Genomic DNA, 19375 nt, shown 5'->3' with positions numbered 1-19375 from the left:
TCAGACAGAGCCGCCCGGTTCTCTGCGGTCGCCAGTCCCTCGGTCTCGAACCGGCCCATCTGCGACGTGGATGCGGCATGCGCATCGACGGCACGGCCACCGACAACCTGGCGCATCACGGGATCGAGCGCGAGACGGTCGGCGTCATTGACGTCCCCGTATCCTGCCAACCGGCCGTAGACCGATTGCCGAAACAGCCCGTCGAGCCGGTGGATCGTGTTCTTGCCACGGCGATTATCGCACAGGGCAGCAGACGCCAGATTGGACAGACCGAGCGCGTCATCAAGCTCGCGCATCACCAGAAGGCCGCCATCCGAACTGAGCTGAGCGCCCCGGAATTCCAGCCGCACGCGAGGGTCAAAATCCACACGATCTGCCCGCTGCAAGCCCGCACCCTCTGGGTGATCCATGAAACACATCCTCCGCAGCAACCAACGCCATGATATATATAGAAAATATCACGTTCAAGACAGCGAAATCAGAGAGCTACTTGGGGAATGCGGGTGCGTATCATTTCCATCACCACCGAGAATGCTGTCATCACCGCCTTCGCCAATTGCGAGATCATCCCCGCCAAGCGCGTTGATGGTATCGTCGTCCGGCGTGCCGGGCAGCGTATCGTTATTTGGCGTACCATTAATCACGGACATCTACGCTATCCTAATTCAATGAATGCAATCTTTAAGACACAGAAGTTACGGCGTTATGCACAGTCCAACCGAAACCTATCGGAGACTTTTAGTTCAAATTCGCAACTAATTCACTGGGAAAACTGCAAGGTAGGTTAATCCCGTGCCTTTTTTGCCGAAGTGTGGCAAAGGTCCGACGCAAAACAGCGTTTTCCGTGGCTTTCCGAGGCCGCGTGCTGCTCCTGCAACAAACCGCATGAAATGCTTCGAGGACGTTTTGTCTTTGACCGGCAAGAATTCTTCAATAGATTCAGGCAGATAGATGCGCGGCCAAAGCCGTCAACTGCCTGGCACAAAACGACCGCCAACGTACAAGATCGTCCGAACCCTACCGTATTGATGGTTCTGCATTTCGGGAAAACCCGGCAACCACGTGCGCACGCGCAAGAGTTGATTTGAGGCTGGTACCCAAGGCCGGACTCGAACCGGCACGCCCGCAAAGGCGGGGGATTTTGAATCCCCTGCGTCTACCATTCCGCCACTTGGGCCTCGGAGAACCCGATAGCGAAACGCCGCAGCAGGGGCAAGCACAAATCGACGACGTTCCGACTGTTTGCCCTGATCAGGAAAACGACACGGATGCTCTATGGACGATAATTTTTGATGTAAGGGGGCCCGCGCGCTGGCACAGCCCGTGATCATTTGATACGGCGAACCGATAGTTCAGGAGATTTCAACATCATGGCCGTTGTCGCGCAGGACATGGCGATCTCGGATCGGCTCGCCAAATTGGTCGCGGATGCCAACGGGGATACCGTATCGCTGGAATGGATACTTACACAATTGCATGAAAGGGCCTTTGGCCTGTTTCTGCTCATTCTTGCGCTGCCGTGTTGCATCCCTTTCCTGTATGGCATCCCTCAGATCGTGGCGCTGCCATTGATGTTCGTTTCAGTACAGATCCTATTGGGCCGCCGTGTACCTTGGCTGCCCCGTAAGCTGAGTGCGCGCACGGTTTCAACGGACGGGCTCGGCACGCTCGCCCGACGGTCCGCGCCTTGGCTCAAGCGGATCGAAGCGGTGAGCCGCCCGCGACTGACGGTCCTGACCCAGCCGCCAGTTGACCGGCTTCTGGGCCTCGCCCTCGTGCTGTTCAGTGCCTCGATCCTCGTCCCCCTGCCCGGCACCAACACGGTTCCCGGGTTCGCGGTTGTGGTCGTCGCGATGGGCCTTTTGCAGCGCGATGGTATTCTGGTCCTTGTCGGCGCCGCGATCGGCACAGCCTGGATCGGAACGCTGGTCTTTGCGGGGGCAACGCTGGCCAGCCTGATCAAGACCTGGCTTGGCCTGTAATCCACCGAAACGCGCGTCAGCGGAACGCATAGGCCTTGACCCCCAACTATGTCATATAGCCGTCTCAGATACGGAGGCTTGCATGACACAACAGCGTTTGATTCTTTTGGCAGCAAGCGGCTCTGCGGCAATGCTGCTTGGCGCATTCGCTTTCCAGCATTTGGGCGGGCTCGCCCCCTGCAAGCTGTGCATCTGGCAACGCTATCCCCATGCTGCGGCGATTGCCCTTGGCGCTGTGGCGCTGTTCGTTCCGCTGCCCGCCTTGCTCATCTTTGGCGCTGCGGCAGCTTTGGCCACGGCAGGTATTGGCCTTTATCATGTCGGTGTCGAACAAGGCTGGTGGGAAGGTCCGACGTCCTGCACAGCGGGCGCAATTGGTGGCATAGACACAAACGACCTGTTTGATCAGATCATGGCAGCGCCGCTGATCCGGTGCGACGACATCGCATGGCAATTCGCAGGGCTCAGCATGGCGGGCTGGAACATGGTCATATCGCTGGCGTTGGCAGGTCTTTGGGTCATGGCGCTGCGCAGCCGCTAAGCCGACTTGCGGGTCGACAATAGCAGCGACGTTTCGCTGGCCACGACCCCCTCAAGTCGACGGATGCGGAACAAGACCGCGTCGAAGGTTTCCAGCGTGTCCGTCCCGATCTCGACAATCACATCCCACCGGCCATTGGTAGAATGCACCGCACGCAATTCGACCATACCTTGCAGTGTCCGAATGATCCGCTCCGTTCCGCCGCCTTCAATGGAAATCATCATCAACCCGCGCACCAGATCACGCAACGTATCTTCGCGCAGAACAACCGTAAAACCCAGGATGTCGCCCCGCGTTCGCAGCTTTTCTATACGTGATCGCACAGTCGCGCGTGACAGCCCCAGGCGGGCCGACAGATCAGAAAGCGAGGCCCGCGCATCATGGCGCAGGGCAGCGATCAGTTCATTGTCCGTTTTGTCCATTTCGACTGTCCATATTGAGCACTCAATGAGCATTACGACCACTATAGCCGCTTGTCTATGCCACAAAATGCGCAGACTTATCATGCAAACGACACAGAACAGAAAAAGGATGCCAGAAATGTCCGGCAAAAACATCCACCTGATCGGCGTGCCAATGGACAGCGGCAAACGCCGTCAAGGCTGCCTCATGGGGCCAGACGCCTACCGCACTGCCGGGCTCGCTGACGCGTTGCGCAATCTGGGCCACAGCGTGACGGATCAAGGCAATGTCGCGCCCGACCCGTTTACAGCCAAACCCGAAGATCGCGTCCACGCCCGCGCAGAAAACATCGCGTGGACGGCGGCCCTTTCGCGCACGGCAGAGCAGGCCTGCGCCGACGGGTTGCCCATTTTCATGGGCGGCGATCATGCGATCGCCCTCGGTACGGTCCATGGAGCAGCCGCCCATGCAGCGCGCCGTAACCGCCCGCTTTTCATGCTCTGGCTGGATGCGCATACGGATTACCACACGCCTGACACGACCGCTTCGGGCAACTTGCATGGCACCCCGGTCGGCTATGTCACGGGCCGCGATGGCTTTGGCGGGTTTCTACCCGTTCCGCACCCTGTCCCCCACGATCAGATTGCAATGATCGGCCTGCGCTCGGTTGATATAGAGGAACGGGCCGCCATCGAAGCGACGGACATCACCTATATCGACATGCGCCAGATCGACGAGCATGGTATTGCGAAACCCCTCTCTGCCTTCCTAGATCGGGTGCGGGCCGCACATGGCCTGCTGCATGTCTCGCTGGATGTCGACTTTCTCGATCCCTCCATCGCGCCCGCCGTCGGCACCACCGTTCCCGGCGGCGCCACCATCCGCGAAGGGCATCTGGTGATGGAGATGATCTGCGACAGTGACCTGATGACCTCGCTCGATCTGGTCGAGCTGAACCCGTTTCTGGACGAACGCGGCCGCACCGCGCAAGTGATGGTGGATCTGACCGCCTCTGCCTTTGGTCGTCGAGTGTTTGACCGCCCAACCCGCGCCTATTGAAGGACAAGCCCCATGCAACCCTCTGACACGGCCCTCGTGCCCTTCGTTTCCGTCGATCACATGATGCAACTGATCCACTACATCGGACTGAGCGACATGCTGCGTGGTCTGGCGGAGTATATCGCCGAAGACTTCAAACGCTGGGAGAGCTTTGACAAAACCCCGCGCGTGGCGTCACACTCTGCCGAAGGGGTAATCGAGCTGATGCCAACCTCCGACGGCGAGACCTACGGATTCAAATACGTCAACGGCCACCCCAAGAACATGGCTGAAGGCCTGCAAACCGTGACCGCCTTCGGCCTTTTGGCGGATGTCAGCAACGGCTATCCTGTCCTGCTCACGGAAATGACACTGCTGACGGCTTTGCGCACTGCGGCCACATCGGCGTTGGTGGCGAAAACGCTGGCCCCCAAGAGTGCCGCGACGATGGCCATGATCGGCAACGGCGCGCAATCGGAATTCCAGTCTCTGGCCATGCAGGCCATTGCCGGGATCACCCATGTACGGCTTTATGACATTGATCCCGCCGCCACCGCGAAATGCGCCAAGAACCTGGCCGGAACGTCCCTGACCGTCACGATCTGCCACTCCGCCGAAGAGGCCATCGAAGGTGCTCAAATCCTGACGACCTGCACGGCGGACAAGGCCTATGCAACGATCCTGACCGACAATATGGTGGGCGCCGGTGTGCACATCAACGCCATTGGCGGCGACTGTCCCGGCAAGACCGAAATTGCCCCCGCCATCCTGAGGCGCGGCGAGATATTCGTGGAATACCGGCCCCAAACCCGGATCGAAGGCGACATCCAGCAGCTGAACCCGGATCACCCGGTCACGGAGATTTGGGAGGTGATGACCGGGCGCGCCAAAGGCCGGACGTCAGACAAGCAAATTACGATCTTCGACAGCGTGGGCTTTGCCATCGAGGATTTCTCGGCGTTGCGCTTCGTCAGGGACAAGATCAAGGGCACCGAGTTTTTCCATCCGCTCGACTTGTTGGCCGATCCGGACGATCCGCGCGATCTGTTTGGAATGCTCACTCGGGCGGAGAGCTGAAAGGGTTGGTGGGCGGGCGTCTTTGCCGTAAGGCAAACAGACCGATCCATCATCAAGAAAGGCGCACCATGGGTGCGCCTTACGGGGTCGTTGGAAACGTTGCGCTCAAGCGCATACATGGTCCACGTCAGTCGTCGCGGTGTACTTTTTCGCGGCGCTCGTGAAGTTCTTGCGCCTCAAGGCTCATCGTCGCAATGGGACGCGCATCCAAACGCTTGAGCGAAATGGGCTCGCCCGTCACGCTGCAATATCCAAATTCGCCCTCATCGATCCGGCGCAAGGCACCGTCGATCTTGGACACCAGCTTGCGCTGACGATCCCGCGTGCGCAGTTCAAGCGCACGATCCGTCTCTTCACTGGCGCGGTCCGCAACATCCGGAATGTTGCGTGTTCCGTCTTGCAAACCTTCGATCGTGTCTTTGCTTCCTGCAAGAAGCTCGGACCTCCACGACAGAAGTTTGCGGCGAAAATAAGCGACTTGCCGGTCGTTCATGAACGGCTCGTCTTCAGCCGGACTGTAATCGTCCGGCAGAAACACTTCCTGTTTCATAGGCTTCCCCTCAATATGACTGACCTTGGTCATGAACGATCCCCTGTACATTGCCCCGAGCAGCTCCCTGTCGCAGCGTTTATCGGAGGTCATTCAGATTGTCACTACACAATCCCGCACCAGATTGGCTAAAAGCGACCACATCAACGCCAGACCGCAACAGGGTGAACGCAAATGAAATTTCAAGGTACCGACGCATATGTCGCCACGGACGACCTCACCATTGCGGTAAATGCCGCCGTGACACTGGAACGACCACTTTTGGTCAAGGGAGAACCCGGCACTGGCAAGACCGAACTGGCGCAACAAGTCTCACGCGCCCTCGGTCTGCGCCTGATCGAATGGAACATCAAATCGACGACCCGGGCCCAACAGGGTCTCTACGAATATGACGCCGTCAGCCGCCTGCGCGACAGCCAGCTGGGCGAGGACAAGGTCCATGACGTCGCCAATTACATCAAGAAGGGAAAACTCTGGGAGGCGTTTGAAGCCGATGAAAAAGTCGTCCTGTTGATCGACGAAATCGACAAGGCCGACATCGAGTTTCCAAACGATCTGCTGCAAGAGCTCGATAAGATGGAGTTCTTTGTCTATGAGACCGGTGAGACCATCCAAGCCCGCCATCGCCCTGTTGTCATCATTACATCCAACAACGAAAAGGAACTGCCCGACGCGTTCCTGCGCCGCTGTTTCTTTCACTACATCCGCTTTCCGGACATGGAAACGATGAAACAGATCGTCGCGGTGCATCATCCGGGGATCAAGGAAAGTCTGCTGACCACCGCCCTCACCCAGTTTTTCGAAATCCGAGACCAGCAAGGCCTGAAGAAAAAACCGTCCACCTCCGAGGTGCTGGATTGGCTCAAGCTGCTCTTGGCTGAAGACCTCACCGCCCAGGACCTCAAAGCCGGGGGCGCGCAATCGCTGCCCAAGCTGCACGGGGCATTGCTCAAGAACGAGCAAGATGTCCATCTGTTTGAAAGGCTGGCCTTCATGGCGCGCGGCCAGCGGTAAGCGGACCTCGCATCCGAGTCTTTTTGGTCACAATCCCCGGCCACTGCCCCGCTCCGCCTCCGCGGGTCGGGAAAAATGCTTTCTTTTGCATCGAATGCTGCATACCATGATCTTGGTGAGAGGCGAAAACGCCCGCACCCAAATTGCTAACAGGCAGGCAGGCAGTATTTATGACAGGCTCAGACGCGCTTATTGTGCGCCCTCTTTCTGCGTTGGATCGCTCCGAATGGGGTGATTTGTGGACATCCTATCTGGAGTTCTACGAAACAACGCGCCCCCAAAACTTTTACGATACCTATTTCGAACGGCTGCTGGGGGATGATCCACAGGATTTCCATTGCCTTGTCGCCGAACAGAACGGCAAGCTGGTCGGGTTGACCCATTATCTGTTCCACCGCCACGGCTGGAGCGTGGAAAACGTCTGCTACCTGCAAGACCTGTATGCCAGCCCGGAGGTGCGGGGTACGGGCGTTGGGCGCAAACTGATCGAAGCGGTGTATGACGCCGCGGACGCCGACGGTTGCCCAACGGTTTATTGGCTCACCCAGGATTTCAACGCCGAAGCCCGTAAGCTGTATGACCGCATCGGCAAAGTGACCCCGTTCATCAAGTATCAGCGCAGATGAAACAGGTCCGCCGTTTTGCTCTTCCCCTCGTGCTGCTGCTGGCCGCATGCGTACCTGTCACGCCCGGCGACACGCCCACCCGGGCTTTGCCGCCGTCCAGCCAGTTGCCCCCGATGAAGACATTCGGCACGCCCCGCCCGGAAAAACCCATCAGATCCAACAACGATCTGGCGCTCGATTTCATCGAGCTGAGCTTTCAACTGGAATCGGGACGCGCGTTGCCGGTGTTTACGCGCTTTGAAGGCCCCATCAAGGTGCAGGTGACCGGCGCGCCCCCGCCCTCGCTTGGCCCGGACCTCAAACGCCTGCTCACCCGGCTGCAAACAGAGGCCGGTATCGACATCCGTAAGGCCCGGGCAGGGCAAAAACCCAATATCACCATTCAGGCCGTCAGCCGCGAAGAGATCCAAGACGCCCTGCCCCAAGCCGCTTGTTTCGTAGTGCCCAACATCACCTCGATCGAGCAGTACAAGCCCAATCGTCGCAACCCCCGCACCAGCTGGAGCACTTTGCGCGAACGCGAACATCTGGCCATTTTCCTGCCAAATGACGTCAGCCCCCAGGAAGTGCGCGACTGTCTGCACGAAGAACTTGCGCAAGCCATCGGTCCGCTGAACGATCTCTATCGCCTGCCCGATTCCGTGTTCAACGATGACAATGTGCACACGGTCCTGACCGGTTTCGATATGCTGATGTTGCGCGCCTATTATGCGCCTGAATTGCACTCCGGCATGACGCGGGGTGAGGTTTCCAAACGTCTGCCCGCCGTTTTTTCGCGCATCAACCCGCAGGGCGACAGCCTGCCTGCTGACTATGCCACGCGGACACCCCGCGCCTGGAGTGACGCGATCCAGACCGCTCTTGGCCCGGATCAAAGTCCTGCTGAACGTCACAAGGCCGCCGACGAGGCCCTTTCCATCGCGGGCGCCATGCAGTGGCGCGATCACCGCCGTGCCTTTGCCCACTACGCCAAGGGCCGCTTGCTGGTCGGAACCGATCCGCGTGCCGCCCAAACCCATTTCCGCGCGGCGGATCATTATTATGCCGCGACCGTCGGGGCAGACCTGCACCGCGCCTACGTGGCCACGCAACTCGCCGCCTACGCGATCAGCAATGGTGATGGTCACAGCGCCCTGACCATTCTTGATCCGCATATCGATCAAGCCGCCCAGAACGAGAACGCAGCCCTCTTGTCCACTTTGCTGTTGCTGCGTGCCGAGGCCCTCGACCTGAAAGGCCGCAGTGAAGAAGCGCGCACCGTCAGGCTGGACAGCCTTGGATGGGCGCGCTACGGGTTCGGGTCTGACTGGGCCGTCCAATCCAAGATGCGTGAGATTTCTTCGCTGAACCCGCTCAAAGGTTGAACGCTCGCTTCCAAGACTCTGAAAGGCCAATGAAATGATCGTAATTGCAGCGGCTCTTCTGGGGGCCATCATCGGTGGGATGACCGCCCGAAAACGGGGTGGCAACCGTCTCGACATCGCCCAGTACGCAGTCGGTCACGCGCTGGCCTTCACGGTGGTGGGACTGATTGCCACAGTCGTCATTGATCGCATGCTGAGCAGCTGAGATGTTTCTGCCCTTCTTTGAGAACCTTCGGAAACACGGCGTGCCGGTCAGCCTGCGTGAATTTCTGGCTTTTCTCGAAGGGATGAAGGCCGGATTGGCCACCTATGACGTTGAAGCGTTTTACTACCTCGCCCGCGTCAGCATGGTCAAAGATGAACGCAATATCGACAAGTTCGACCGCGCTTTTGCCGCCGCCTTTGACGGGCTGGAACAGATCAGCACCGAACAGGTGCTAGAGGCTGTCGATATCCCGCAAGACTGGCTGGAAAAGCTGGCTGAAAAACACCTGAGCGCAGAGGAACGCGCCGAGATTGAAGCGTTGGGTGGCTTCGACAAGCTGATGGAAACACTCAAAAAACGGCTGGAAGAGCAGAAGGGCCGCCATCAGGGCGGCAGCAAGTGGATTGGCACCGCAGGCACGTCCCCATTCGGGGCCTATGGCTACAATCCCGAAGGTGTGCGGATCGGTCAGGATAAATCGCGCCACCAGCGCGCGACCAAAGTCTGGGATAAACGGGAGTTCAGGAACCTCGACGACACGGTCGAGTTGGGCACCCGCAACATCAAGGTGGCCCTCAAACGCCTGCGCCGCTGGGCCCGCGATGGCGCTGCCGAAGAGTTGGATCTGAACGGCACCATCCGGGCGACCGCCGAGCACGGCTATCTCGACGTCAAAACCCGGCCCGAACGGCGCAATGCGGTCAAAGTGCTGCTGTTCCTCGATATCGGCGGCAGCATGGACCCTCATGTCAAAGTCGTCGAAGAGTTGTTCTCGGCAGCCAAGTCAGAATTCAAGCACCTTGAACATTTCTATTTCCACAACTGCCTGTACGAAGGCGTATGGCGCGACAACCGCCGTCGCTGGGACGCCCAGACGCCCACCCATGATATCCTGCGCACCTATGGCCCGGACTACAAATGCATTTTTGTGGGCGATGCCAGCATGTCCCCCTACGAGATCGCATATCCCGGTGGGGCGAATGAGCACTGGAACGCCGAGGCCGGTCAGGTCTGGTTGGAACGCGCCAAAGATCAATGGCAGTCCAATCTCTGGATCAATCCGGTGCCGGAGAAATACTGGAGCTACACCCATTCGATCCAGATGGTTCAGGAAATCTTTGGGCCCGAAGCCATGGTGCCGATGACGCTCGAAGGACTCAGCCGCGGCATCAAGACACTGACCCGCTAGGTCGGTGGCGGCTTGCTCGAAACGGTATTTGCGCGCACAGTCGATTCATGTCCAACGCGCCGGTCGTCCATATTGATCCTGCGGCCTTTCATGCCGATCCCTACCCCACCTTTGCCGAAATGCAGGCCGACACACCCGTGTGTTTCGTGCCTGAACTGGGCGCGACGTTGTTTACCCGGCGCGACGACATCTTCGTGCAGGAAAAGCGGATCGAGATGTTTTCCAGCCATCAGCCCAACGGTCTTTTGACTAGGGTGATGGGGCCGAATATGATGCGCAAGGACGGCGCCGCGCATATGGCCGAGCGTAAAGCTCTGTTTCCTGCTCTCAGCCCGCGCACCGTCCGCGATGTGCTGGCCCCGCAGTTTCGCGATATCGTGCAGGGGCATATAAACCGTCTCAAGCCATTGGGCCAATGCGATCTTGTGACCGATTACGCGATGCCGGTCTCTGCCGACGCGCTGCGCGTGATGACGGGTCTGACCAATATGGAGGCGGCGGACATGGACGCCGCCAGTCAGGCGATGCTGGATGCGGCTGCGAATTATCAGGCGGATGCTGACGTTGATGCGCGGGGGCATGCGGCTGCGGCGCAAGTGCTGGCCCTCATCACAGAACGATTGCCGCATCTGCGCGCACATCCTGATCTGTCCATCATCTCCGTGCTGGATCAGGCGGGTCTGTCGGTCGACGCCATTGCAGGCAATGTGCGGGTCATCATCGGCGGCGGTCAGAACGAACCGCGCGATGCGATCGCCGGCACGGCCTGGGCACTACTTGCGCATCCGGACCAACGGGCCAAGATCGAGAACGGGCAAGCCGATTGGTCCGCTGCCTTCAATGAATACACGCGGCTCATCGCCCCTATTGGCATGTCGCCAAGACGGGTCGCGCAAGATGGCGACGCGTGCGGCGTTACCTTCAAGGCCGAAGACCTGATCTTTTTCATGTTTGGCGCGGCCTGCCGCGACCCACGGCATTTCACGGACCCGGACATGTTCGACATCAGCCGCGACACGGGGCCTGCCATTCCCTTTGGTGCCGGACCGCATTTTTGCGCAGGTGCTGCCGCGTCCCGCACCCTTATCGCAGGCTGTGCGCTGCCGATGCTCTTTGACCAATTGCCCGATTTGACCCTCGCAGGCGATGCGCCTTTTGCAGGCTGGGCCTTTCGCGGACCAACGCGCGTTCCTGTCCGCTGGACCACCTGATCTTTCAATGTTCCGGAAACTCTCGCGCCAATCACGCTTGCCCAACCGCCCTTCCCGCCCCATATCAATCACATGATCAAGTTTACACCGATCCTTCTGGCACTGCTGTATGGTCTGGCGATGTTCCGCTTTTCCATGTGGCGCACTGCGCGCGAACTGGACGAGAAATCGACCGAGCTGATGGACCCGATGCTGCGGCAGATGTGCGACCAGTTGGCCGGTGCGCTCGAGATCGACCGCGTCAGAGTCTATATCTATGAAATCGAGCCCGTGAACGGGCTGGCAGCCCCGGACGGGCGGATTTTCATCACGCGTGGTTTCTACAACAAATTCAAAGAGGGCGCTGTGTCCGCGGCTGAAATGGCCAGCGTTATCGCCCATGAATTGGGGCATGTGGCCCTCGGTCACAGCCGCCGCCGGATGATCGATTTCTCCAGCCAGAACGCCTTGCGCACCGCGCTTGCGATGGTTCTGTCACGCTTCATTCCCGGTGTGGGCGTTTTGATTGCCAATGGTTTGGCCTCGTTGCTGGCCGCCCGGCTGTCGCGCGGCGACGAATATGAGGCGGACGCCTACGCCGCTGCTCTTTTGACCAAGGCGGGCATCGGGATCGAACCGCAAATTGCCCTGTTTGAAAAGCTCGAAGCCCTGACCCAATCCAATGCGGGCAAGGCACCCGCATGGCTTCTCAGCCACCCGATGACTCACGACAGGGTGCAGGCGCTGAAGGATCTGCGCGAAAAATGGCAGGTTGCGCCGTGACCTCAGGCGCGTTCGATCGCTTTGCCGAACCGGGGCAAACGGGCCTTTTTCATCAGCTTGCGCATGGTCCAGTCTTCGCCTGACAGGCGTCGTGCTTCGTCCAGTACGGCTTCGGCCACTGGAACGACACGGTCAGGATTGGCCTCGGCGCAACCTTGCAAGTAGCCATCGGGATCGACCCGCAACACCCCTTCTTCGGTCAAAATGTTGCGCGGAAAATCCTTGGCGTTTGCTGTCATGATGGCGTCGGATGACCCGGCAATCGCCGCAGCCAGAACATGTACATCGTTGGGATCAGGCAACCAAAGCCGCGCCTCAAGCTCTGGCGGATACCGTATTTCGGCCTTGGGCCAGGCGGCGTTCAGCATCACGATCTCGCTGCGGGCCTGTGCTTCGGCCTCTGGTCCCAGACGGGCCGCGGCGCGGGCCCATTCCTCGAGAATACGCGTCGACCATTGCGGCTCGAACAGCCCGGCCCGTGCCACGCCCAAGACCACTTCGCGCATCACCGTGGGATACAGCACATTCGCATCGATCAGAATTTTCATAGGCGGAAAAACAGCGCCTTGAGATATCCGCTTTCTGCAAGTTGCGGCAACAGTGGATGGTCGGGACCGGCAAAGCTGGTTTGGATCAAAGCGGGGCGGCGCCCTGCCCGTCCGATGCCGCGCAGGCAGGCTCCGCGAAATTTCTCGAGGTCTGCGGCATGAGAACAGCTGCACAGCACCAGAATGCCACCCTCAGCCACCAGCGCAGCAGACAACCGCGCCACACGTTCATAGGCCCTGAGCCCCGCATCCAATGCGGGCCGCGCAGGTGCAAAAGCCGGCGGATCACAGATCACCAGATCGAACTGCGCGCCCTCTTCGCCCAAACTTGTCAGCACATCGAATGCATCGCCTTGCCGCGCCTCGAAACGGTCAGTCGCCTCCATCGCAGCGGCCCCTTGCGCGGCCAGCTCCAGAGCGGGGGCAGATCCATCTACACAGAGCGCTGAGGCCGCCCCGCCGGCCAGTGCCGCAAGGCCAAATCCACCCACATGCGAGAACACGTCCAGGACCCGCGCACCGTCCGCAAGTGTCTTGGCAAAGGCGTGATTGGGCCGCTGGTCGTAGTAGAGGCCGGTTTTCTGGCCGCCCATCAGGTCGGCCATATAGGTGGCACCGTTCATTGGTACCGCGACAGGGCCAAGCGGCGCGGTGCCCAGCACAACCGCACTGACATCGTCGAGGCCTTCAAGGCTACGGGCGCGCCCGCTGGCGTTCTTGATCACGCACTGCGCGCCTGTCACCTCTGCCGCTGCTGCGGCCAGCAGATCGATGCGCAAATCGGCCCAGGCTGCATTAGGCTGGATAACCAGCGTGTCGCCAAAACGGTCGATCACGACGCCTGGCAATCCATCCGCTTCGGCGTGTACCAATCGATAGAACGGCGCATCGAACAACCGATCCCGCAGGGCCAGCGCCCGTCGCAAACGGTCCGAGAACCACGCATGATCCACCTGCGCCTCAGGATCGGTATCGATCATGCGCGCGATGATTTTTGATGCAGGATTGACGGCGGCCAATCCAAGCGGATTGCGGTTTTCGTCCTCCAAAACGGCCAGTGTTCCCGGCGCAAGCGCCTTGGTGCGCCTGTCGGTTACGATCTCGTTGGCATAGCACCACGGAAATCCGTGGCGAATGCGGCGCGCATCGGTCTTGGGGCGCATACGAACATGGGGGCGGGCGTCATCAGACGACGAAAGGGGCTCTGTCATAGCGTCCCCCTCTAGTGCGTTCGGCGCCCCTGCGAAAGATCAGATTTGGTGCCCGGCAAGCAGGCGCGCCGAATTCGCGTTCTGAAACCCGTGCGATTTGCGTCGACCCAACCGGAGTGCGCCGACAATGCAATCATGAGAGGCAACCAATCAATTGGGCCTTTGGCGCGACCGCCAGCCGCCCCGGCGGCGGGGTTTCCTCATGCGGTCCCGCCCTTCTTGCAACACCTCGGTCATCGGATGATCCGCGTGATCCGCGCTGTAGCGGGTCAGCAATGTCGCAACGGTTTCAACCGCGTCCCGCCCATCGGGCAGGCTCAGCGCCCAATCCAGAAAGATCGTGCGGCACTCCGGCTTGGAAATACCCTCGATGCGATAGGCCTCGAAGATCAGACCTTTCGGATCGTCTGCGTCCCCTTTGCGGATCATGCCCCGTCGCTCTCATCTGTTGCGCCCACAGCCACGCTGATGATCGCGTCCGACGCCGTTGCCATCTTTTGCAGACGTGCCTCCGCCTCATCCATGCTGTCCGCGCTGACGGCGCGCAACAAAATCGCCTGTCCACCTGTGCCCACGTTTTGTGGGTCCACTGGCCCGATCGTGAGCAATCGCGATGCCATCTGCACCTGGAACATCATGGCGTAGGTTTCCGTCAGTGTCTGCGCATCTGCGGCGTTCAACAGTCCCGTAGCGACAGCACCCTCAAGGCCGGTTTCAACATCACGTGCGGCAGACCCCTTCAGCAACAGACCAGCCTGCGCCAAAAGCTCGATATCCTGCAAGCGGCCCGGCCCCAGTTTCGCATCCCAAATCCCTTGTGGGGATTTCGCTGCCGCGATCCGTGCCCTCATGTCGCGCAGGCCCGACAGAACGGTACGGGCATCGCGCGGACGCGCGATGATCTCTTGGCGAAAAGCCTCGATATCATGCGCCAACGGCGCAGGCCCCGCGATACAGGTGGCGCGGCTCAGGGCAAGATGCTCCCACAACCACGCATCGTTTTCCTGATAGCTCCGGAACGAGGCCCAGCTTGTGGCGACCGGCCCCTGATTTCCCGACGGACGCAACCGCATGTCCGCCTCATAGAGCCGTCCATGGGCGGTCTGGGTTGTAACCGCCGTGATCAGCGCCTGTGTCAGCCGCGCATAATAGGGACGCGTCGACAAAGGGCGCGGGCCATCGGACTGTTCGGCATCCAGCGGGTCATAGATCACGATCAGGTCCAGATCGGAATGCGAGGTCAACAGACCAGCCCCCAAACTGCCCATCCCGAGGATCACAGCGCCCCGCCCCGGCGGCGGACCATACCGTTGTCCGAACTGTGCCTGCACATCGGGCCACAAGGCCGACAAGGCGGCGCGGGCCAGATCGGAATACTGTTCGCCAGCCTCGGAGGCGGAAATCAAGCCGCGCAGGTGGTGCACGCCGATCCGGAAATGCCACTCCCTGGCCCAGATCCGGATCGCGTCGAGTTTGGCTTCGTAATCCGTCTGCGCTGTCATGATCTGGCTTGCATCCCCTTGGAGGGTCTTTTGCCCCGGCCAAGGTGCAAAGAAACTTCCCCCGATCACCCCATCCAGCACGCCTGCGTTGCGCGATAGATACTGGGCCAAGGCGGGGGATGTTCCGACGATATCAACCAACAAGTCCACCAGCGTGGGATTGGCCTCGAACAGCGAAAACAACTGTACGCCCGCCGGCAGACCGGACAGGAAACCGTCAAATGCCGCGAGCGCTTCGGCGGGTTTTGCGGTCTCGGCCAAACGCGCCAGCAGCATCGGCTCGATCCGGTCGAACAGGGCCGCCCCCCTTGCGCTGCGCAAGGCCGGATAGCTGCGCCATCGGGCCTGCATGGCCAGATCGATATCGGCACATTCCGGAGCGGCTTCGGTCGATCCGGGGGCAAAGAAGCCTTCGGTTTCGGTATGTACCTCGGCCAGACGCGCCTTTAGCTCCGCTTCAAGCGGTGCGCGTTCGGTGCCCATCATGGCGGCGAGCCGTTCGAACCCTGCATCGCTATTGGGCAGGGTATGGGTCTGAGCGTCGCGCACCATCTGAACCCGGTGTTCGACCGTGCGGGCAAACCGGTAGTGATCGCTGAGCTTGGTCGCGAGACCATGTGCGACCCAGCCTTTTTCGGCCAGCCGATGCAACCCTGGCACCGTACCGCGCACCCGCAGACTGGCATCGCGCCCACCTGCAATCAACTGTCGGGTCTGGGTGAAAAACTCGATCTCGCGAATGCCACCGCGCCCCAGTTTCATATTGTGCCCGGGCAGCGTGATCGGCCCGCCGGTGCCTTTATGGGCACGAATGGCAAGGCGCATGTCGTGGGCGTCCTGTACCGCGGCAAAGTCCAGATGCCGACGCCACACAAAGGGGCTGAGCTCTTTCAAAAACGCTTCGCCTGCAACGATATCCCCGGCACAGGCGCGCGCCTTGATGAAGGCGGCCCGTTCCCATGTCCGGCCCAGGCTTTCATAATAGCGTTCCGCCGCCCCCATCGACAGCACCACCGGCGTCACCGCCGGATCAGGCCGCAAGCGCAGATCGGTCCGAAAGACATATCCGTCGCCCGTCAGATCGCTGAGCGTGGCGCACATATCCTGCACCGCCTTGATGCAGGCCTTGCGGATGGTCATGAAATCATCCGGATCATGCTGGGTTTCGTCAAAGAGGCAGATCAGATCGATGTCTGAGGAATAGTTGAGTTCAAAGGCGCCCATCTTTCCCATGGCCAGAACGACCAGACCAACGTCACGGGACGGCAGTTTGCCGCGTTTGACCTGCGTCGCCAATCCTGCAGACAGCGCCGTCTGGCAGGCCATGTCTGCCAGTTGCGTCAAAGCCGTAGTCACCTGCTCAAGGCTCCAGACGCCGCCGAGATCAGCAAGGCCAATCAAAAGTGCAGCCCGACGCTTCGCCTGGCGCAGCACCGACTTCAGGTCTGATACGTCCGGGTCCGGTGGTGTCAGTATCTCTGCCAACGCCTGATCCGGGGCGTCCATTGCGGCTGGCAACCAGGCGGCCTCGCGCTGGATCAATCCGCCAAGGTACGGGCTGCACCCCGCGGCACCGACCACAAGCGTGCGCAGTTCGCCCGCTAGTCCCGGGACAAGATCAACCGCTTCCTTTCCCCGTTCGGGGTCGAAAGCACGCGGCATTTTGGTCAGATTATGGGCAAAACTCATATCTTAACATCAAAGCCCGCACAGGCGGCGTCAATGCCCCTTGTGACCTTAAATCAATCGCGGCATGGTTGGTTTGCTGTAAGTTCCTCATGGGCACGCACGCAAAATGTGCGATGATTTGAGCGATAAATTGGTATAGAGTGTGCGCTCATGTTTCGCAATTTTCCCAACGGCTGGTGGATTTTCCCAAGTTTTCTTCTTGGGTCGGTGCTTTGGGTGATCTTGATCTGCTCGCTGGTAAACCTGCTTTTCGCTCCTGGCTCGACGGAAATAGACGATGTGGCCATGTTGATTCACAGGTGACCAACCTGTAGCTTCACACTCTGCTTGAGCTTCGCGTGCAACAGGCGCGCCTGCCACGATGAACCCCAAAACGGGCAATCAAGCCGAACAGATTTGCTGCAGTGCACGCGCGGATGTCGTGATCGCATCTGAACGACTCGGACGGATTTTATCGCCGAGCCAATGGCACACCGGCCCTCAGTCAGTTATTTTTTGATATCTAATTTATTGTTTTTGTTTGTAAAATTTACTTTATGTAAAATACATTCACATCTACTCTTGCAGTCTGCGCCTGCAATGCCAATCTAGGTAATGTGAAACAGCTTCACATACGCAATCTTCACCGGGGCACGACACCCCACCCAACTGAAAGGTTCAGAAATGACGTCCATGTCCCAAACTGCCCCGACACAGCACAATGCTCGTGGCTGGTTTTCCAAGGCTGAACATTGGCTCGACGACAAGGGCAAAGGTGCCTGGATCGCGGCCATGGTTCTCGGCTTCATCTTCTTCTGGCCCGTCGGGCTGGCCCTTCTGTTCTACATGATCTGGAGCAAACGCATGTTTTCAAAATCCTGCAGCACCCGCACCATGGGGCGTCACATGACCTCGATGCGGTCAACCGGCAACGCCGCCTTCGACAGCTACAAGGCCGACACACTGCGCCGTCTGGAAGAAGAGCAACACAGTTTTGAGGCGTTTCTTGAGCGTCTGCGCGAAGCCAAGGACAAGTCCGAGTTTGACCAATTCATGGACGAACGCGCGACAGCCGCCAAATCCGAAGACTGATCTACCCTCCTGTGGCCCCGGGTTTCCGGGGCCATCACTATTGCTCCCGGAGCCCTCTCAATGAACCTCGCCGACCCCGTCACACAGCCGCAATTCTACAAGGATGTAGCCAGCAAGCGATTGTTTGCATGGCTCATAGACACAGTGGTGATCCTGCTGATGTCCATGATCATTGTTCCCTTCACTGCCTTTGTTGCGCTGTTCTTCTTCGTCGGTCTCTATGCCGTCGTCAGCTTTGCCTACCGCACGATCACGCTGGCAACGGGTTCGGCGACCTGGGGTATGCGGTTGATGGCGATCGAGATCCGCGACGCGTCCGGTGCCCGGCTGGATCTGTCCGGCGCGTTCCTGCATACCTTGGGATACATGATCAGCTGGGCCGTCGCACCGCTGCAACTCATTTCGATCGTATTGATGGCGACATCCGCCCGCGGGCAAGGTCTGACCGACATGGTCATGGGCAGTGCCGCGCTCAACAGACGTGCCTACGGCTAGGGTGATCTTTACACCCTTGCCTGTTGGCGCTGTATTGGTATCATTCGGCAAATACGGTCTAGACACCCGGTACTTTAATGCGTCATTCGCTTCCCCTTGCTCCGCAGTTTTATGTGACTGCACCCCAGCCCTGTCCATATCTGGACGGCCGGATGGAGCGGAAGCTGTTCACGGCGCTGCAAGGGGATAACGCTGAAAAATTGAATGATAGCCTGAGCCAACAGGGGTTCCGGCGGTCGCAAAACGTACTGTACCGCCCCTCTTGCGCGGATTGCACGGCCTGCCTGTCGGCACGGATTGATGTTTCGGCGTTTCAGGCCACCAAGAGCCAGCGGCGGGCCGAGAATCGCAACCGCGATTTGAAGCGTCGGGCGACGTCGCCTTGGGCCACGGAAGACCAATATGCATTATTTCGCGACTATCTCGACAGTCGCCACGCCGATGGCGGGATGGCGGACATGGATGTGTTCGAATTCGCGGCCATGGTCGAAGAGACGCCCATTCGCAGCCGTGTCATCGAATATACCGGTAAAGCGACTGGGGACCTGATCGGCGTGAGCCTGACAGATGTTCTCAGCGACGGGCTGAGCATGGTCTATAGCTTTTACACCCCGGATGAGCCGCGGCGCTCGCTTGGCACCTATATGATTCTTGATCACATCAAGATCGCGCAAGAAGCGAACCTGCCTTACGTCTATCTGGGCTATTGGGTGCCCGGCAGCCAGAAGATGGGGTACAAAGCCAAGTTTTCCGGTCTGGAAGTCTATTTGGGCGGACGCTGGCAGCGCATGACGGATCCGGAAAATTTCCACCCCGACACACATCCGCTGTCAACCGATCCGATTGCCGAGCAAGTGGCAAATATTTCACTGCCCGACACCCGCCCAACCACCTGAAC

22 protein-coding genes and 1 tRNA gene are annotated in these 19375 nt (G+C 59.5%); 14 read left to right on the top strand and 9 right to left on the bottom strand.

The features are described 5' to 3' along the window. From LC354_RS07440 to LC354_RS07430, 3 genes are all read right to left on the bottom strand, one after another. The coding region (locus LC354_RS07440) for a transposase (protein WP_223421634.1) at positions 1-410 on the bottom strand (410 nt) is incomplete at its 3' end. 54 nt (positions 411-464) lie between these two features. Continuing rightward, positions 465-650, bottom strand: a complete 186-nt coding sequence (locus LC354_RS07435; RefSeq protein ID WP_223422522.1) for a hypothetical protein — start codon at positions 648-650, stop codon at positions 465-467. 441 nt (positions 651-1091) lie between these two features. Next, positions 1092-1177 (bottom strand) — tRNA-Leu (locus LC354_RS07430). A 193-nt stretch (positions 1178-1370) separates the two neighbouring features. Here LC354_RS07430 and LC354_RS07425 point away from each other — a divergent pair. Both LC354_RS07425 and LC354_RS07420 read left to right on the top strand, forming a co-directional pair. Next, positions 1371-1982 (top strand): exopolysaccharide biosynthesis protein, encoded by a 612-nt coding sequence (locus LC354_RS07425; RefSeq protein ID WP_223422520.1) that lies wholly within the window; start codon positions 1371-1373, stop codon positions 1980-1982. Positions 1983-2064: 82 nt separating this feature from the next. Further along, positions 2065-2523 (top strand): disulfide bond formation protein B, encoded by a 459-nt coding sequence (locus tag LC354_RS07420; RefSeq protein WP_223422518.1) that lies wholly within the window; start codon positions 2065-2067, stop codon positions 2521-2523. Here the strand turns inward: LC354_RS07420 and LC354_RS07415 are convergent. After that, the gene (locus tag LC354_RS07415) at positions 2520-2945 is read right to left on the bottom strand and encodes an Lrp/AsnC family transcriptional regulator (protein ID WP_223422517.1); all 426 of its coding nucleotides are present in this window, start codon (positions 2943-2945) and stop codon (positions 2520-2522) included. The two genes, LC354_RS07420 and LC354_RS07415, sit on opposite strands and share 4 nt — an antisense overlap. A 118-nt stretch (positions 2946-3063) precedes the next feature. On the opposite strand from LC354_RS07415, the gene rocF reads away from it, so the two are divergent. Together rocF and LC354_RS07405 are read left to right on the top strand one after the other, a co-directional pair. Next, a complete protein-coding gene (gene rocF, locus LC354_RS07410; RefSeq protein WP_223422515.1) occupies positions 3064-3984 on the top strand; it encodes an arginase in 921 nt (306 codons plus the stop codon). 12 nt (positions 3985-3996) lie between these two features. Next, complete coding sequence (locus LC354_RS07405; protein WP_223422513.1) at positions 3997-5040, top strand: ornithine cyclodeaminase; 1044 nt, start codon at positions 3997-3999, stop codon at positions 5038-5040. A 127-nt stretch (positions 5041-5167) separates the two neighbouring features. Here LC354_RS07405 and dksA read toward each other — a convergent pair whose 3' ends face one another. Then, positions 5168-5590, bottom strand: a complete 423-nt coding sequence (gene dksA / locus LC354_RS07400) for an RNA polymerase-binding protein DksA (protein WP_223422525.1) — start codon at positions 5588-5590, stop codon at positions 5168-5170. A gap of 174 nt (positions 5591-5764) precedes the next feature. Between dksA and LC354_RS07395 the strand changes: the two genes are divergently transcribed. From LC354_RS07395 to LC354_RS07365, 7 genes are all read left to right on the top strand, one after another. Next, the gene (locus LC354_RS07395) at positions 5765-6604 is read left to right on the top strand and encodes an AAA family ATPase (RefSeq protein ID WP_223422512.1); all 840 of its coding nucleotides are present in this window, start codon (positions 5765-5767) and stop codon (positions 6602-6604) included. A gap of 170 nt (positions 6605-6774) precedes the next feature. Further along, positions 6775-7230 carry a GNAT family N-acetyltransferase gene (locus LC354_RS07390; RefSeq protein WP_223422510.1) on the top strand — a complete coding sequence of 152 codons (456 nt, stop codon included), beginning with the start codon at positions 6775-6777 and terminating at the stop codon, positions 7228-7230. Then, entirely contained in the window at positions 7227-8594 is a 1368-nt protein-coding gene (locus LC354_RS07385; RefSeq protein WP_223422508.1) for a DUF2927 domain-containing protein, read from the top strand. Before LC354_RS07390 ends, LC354_RS07385 begins: the two co-directional genes overlap by 4 nt. Positions 8595-8628: 34 nt before the next feature. Then, positions 8629-8799: an apolipoprotein acyltransferase gene (locus tag LC354_RS07380; RefSeq protein ID WP_223422506.1), complete on the top strand. Its 171-nt coding sequence runs from the start codon at positions 8629-8631 to the stop codon at positions 8797-8799. A gap of 1 nt (position 8800) precedes the next feature. Further along, complete coding sequence (locus LC354_RS07375; RefSeq protein WP_223422505.1) at positions 8801-9988, top strand: vWA domain-containing protein; 1188 nt, start codon at positions 8801-8803, stop codon at positions 9986-9988. 47 nt (positions 9989-10035) lie between these two features. Further along, a complete protein-coding gene (locus LC354_RS07370) occupies positions 10036-11199 on the top strand; it encodes a cytochrome P450 (RefSeq protein WP_223422503.1) in 1164 nt (387 codons plus the stop codon). A 72-nt stretch (positions 11200-11271) separates the two neighbouring features. Then, positions 11272-11961 (top strand): M48 family metalloprotease, encoded by a 690-nt coding sequence (locus LC354_RS07365; RefSeq protein ID WP_223422501.1) that lies wholly within the window; start codon positions 11272-11274, stop codon positions 11959-11961. A 2-nt stretch (positions 11962-11963) separates the two neighbouring features. On the opposite strand, the gene LC354_RS07360 is transcribed toward LC354_RS07365, so the two are convergent. From LC354_RS07360 to LC354_RS07345, 4 genes are all read right to left on the bottom strand, one after another. Continuing rightward, positions 11964-12509, bottom strand: coding sequence for an RSP_2648 family PIN domain-containing protein (locus LC354_RS07360; protein WP_223422499.1), 546 nt, complete (start codon positions 12507-12509; stop codon positions 11964-11966). Beyond that, the gene (locus tag LC354_RS07355; RefSeq protein WP_223422491.1) at positions 12506-13720 is read right to left on the bottom strand and encodes an RSP_2647 family RNA methyltransferase; all 1215 of its coding nucleotides are present in this window, start codon (positions 13718-13720) and stop codon (positions 12506-12508) included. The genes LC354_RS07360 and LC354_RS07355 overlap by 4 nt, the downstream gene beginning before the upstream one ends. Before the next feature lie 150 nt (positions 13721-13870). Next, positions 13871-14149 carry a hypothetical protein gene (locus tag LC354_RS07350; protein WP_223422489.1) on the bottom strand — a complete coding sequence of 93 codons (279 nt, stop codon included), beginning with the start codon at positions 14147-14149 and terminating at the stop codon, positions 13871-13873. Then, positions 14146-16911 (bottom strand): [protein-PII] uridylyltransferase family protein, encoded by a 2766-nt coding sequence (locus tag LC354_RS07345; RefSeq protein ID WP_223422487.1) that lies wholly within the window; start codon positions 16909-16911, stop codon positions 14146-14148. The genes LC354_RS07350 and LC354_RS07345 overlap by 4 nt, the downstream gene beginning before the upstream one ends. A 663-nt stretch (positions 16912-17574) precedes the next feature. Between LC354_RS07345 and LC354_RS07340 the strand changes: the two genes are divergently transcribed. The 3 genes from LC354_RS07340 to LC354_RS07330 all read left to right on the top strand — a co-directional run bounded on the left by LC354_RS07340 (position 17575) and on the right by LC354_RS07330 (position 19373). Continuing rightward, complete coding sequence (locus LC354_RS07340) at positions 17575-17982, top strand: DUF2852 domain-containing protein (protein WP_223422485.1); 408 nt, start codon at positions 17575-17577, stop codon at positions 17980-17982. A 60-nt stretch (positions 17983-18042) separates the two neighbouring features. Beyond that, positions 18043-18477: an RDD family protein gene (locus LC354_RS07335; RefSeq protein WP_223422484.1), complete on the top strand. Its 435-nt coding sequence runs from the start codon at positions 18043-18045 to the stop codon at positions 18475-18477. A 77-nt stretch (positions 18478-18554) separates the two neighbouring features. Continuing rightward, a complete protein-coding gene (locus LC354_RS07330; RefSeq protein ID WP_223422482.1) occupies positions 18555-19373 on the top strand; it encodes an arginyltransferase in 819 nt (272 codons plus the stop codon). Positions 19374-19375: the final 2 nt, after the last annotated feature.

It is taken from the genome of Tateyamaria pelophila, assembly GCF_019966495.1.
In the GTDB taxonomy this organism is placed as follows: domain Bacteria; phylum Pseudomonadota; class Alphaproteobacteria; order Rhodobacterales; family Rhodobacteraceae; genus Tateyamaria; species Tateyamaria pelophila.
Note: the sequence above shows the minus strand (reverse complement) of the source record. Positions and strands in the feature narration are given on the sequence as shown.